Source organism: Moorena sp. SIO3I6 (genome assembly GCF_010672095.1).
On sequence record NZ_JAAHHU010001218.1, the window covers coordinates 1 to 1,538 of the forward strand.

1 protein-coding gene is annotated in these 1,538 nt (G+C 47.4%); it reads right to left on the minus strand.

The window, feature by feature from the left end:
* Nucleotides 1-134: 134 nt before the first annotated feature.
* A partial coding sequence (locus F6K49_RS47855) for a sister chromatid cohesion protein PDS5 (RefSeq protein ID WP_293109619.1) occupies nt 135-1,538 on the minus strand: 1,404 nt, incomplete at its 5' end.

Consider the following 1,538-nt stretch of genomic DNA (forward strand, 5'->3'; position numbering starts at 1 on the left):
CCCAATTTTGGGGGACTTTCGTGAATCTGTTCCCCCCAGTATTGGGGGGTTAGGGGGGCAAAAGCAACTAAACTTCGTAAGTTTTATCTGATTAGATTATTAGCCTTAAAAACTATAACACAGAGCGCTATTATCTATTCCTCACCTACAACCAAATCCCACAGCGCATCAATACCACTGCCCACATAGTCTGAATCTTGGTGTTGTTCAATCCATTCAATTACAGTAGGGAGAATATGATTAGATGTTTTACCCAATTGACCTAAGGCTTCGCTTGCCCACCGACGCACACGATAATGCTCATCCTGAAGCCTTGGTAAGAGGGCGTTGACTACCGGTTCTGAGCTGTTGCCTAATTTACCCAAGGCTATGGCTGCCCACCGACGTACACGAGAATCATCATCCTGAAGCTGTGCTAGGACGACCTTGACTACGGTTTCTGAACTGTTGCCCAATTTGCCTAAGGCCAAGGCTGTCCACCGACGCACACCAACATCGGTATCCTGAAGCTGTGCTAGGAGGGCGTTGACTATGGTTTCTGAGCTATTACCCAATTTGCTCAAGGCATCGGCTGCCCCCCCACGTACAGCAGCATCGGGATCCTGAAGCCTTGCTAGGAGGGCGTTGACTACGGTTTCTGAGCTATTGCCCAATTTGCCTAAGCCATAGGCTGCCCCCCCACGCACACTAGCATCGGGATCCTGAAGTCGTGCGATTAGAGCCCTTACTACAGTTTCTGACCTGTTGCCCAATTTGCCCAAGGCCACGGCTGCCCTCTCACGCACACTAGCGTCAGAATCCTGAAGTCGTGCAATTAGAGCCCTTACTACGGTTTCTGAGCTATTGCCCAATTCGCCCAAGGCTATGGCTACCCTCCAACGCACATCAGAATTCTCATCCTGAAACCTTGCTAAGAGGGCGTTGACTACGGTTTCTGAGCTATTGCCCAATTCACCCAAAGCATCGGCTGCCCTCCAACGTACATCAAAATCATCATCCTTTAGCCGTGTCAACAATATTTTAATTACCTGATCTTTTTCCCCTAACTCAGCTCGGTAGTTAAGCAATCGCCACTCATCAATTCGATGGGATTGCTGTTCTAACAATTCCAATACCTGTGCTTGAAAATCCGTTTCATATAAACTACAAATTATCTGAAAAACCTGCTCATCAACCCTCTCGCCAACCCGCTCTTTACTACTCACCTCCAACTCAAGCAACCCCTCTAAAATTTCTTGCACCAACTCACGATCAGCACCACGCAAATTCTTCGGGTCTTCTGCCAAACAACTACCAGCAAACAACAAATCCCGATGCAACCACTGCTCATAGTTACTATTTTTAGTCAAAACTGCCCGAATCGCCCTCGCTGCCTTTTTCGGTTTTTGTTGCGCTATCAGCAATAATAACACTTCGCGCCAGTGGGAGTCATGCAAATGCTCCCGAATCTCATCCAAAACAATATCAAAATCCCCCTCATTATCCGCCTGATAGTCAATCTCTTCAGCACACAAATATTCCTGAAACGTCTTATGGAA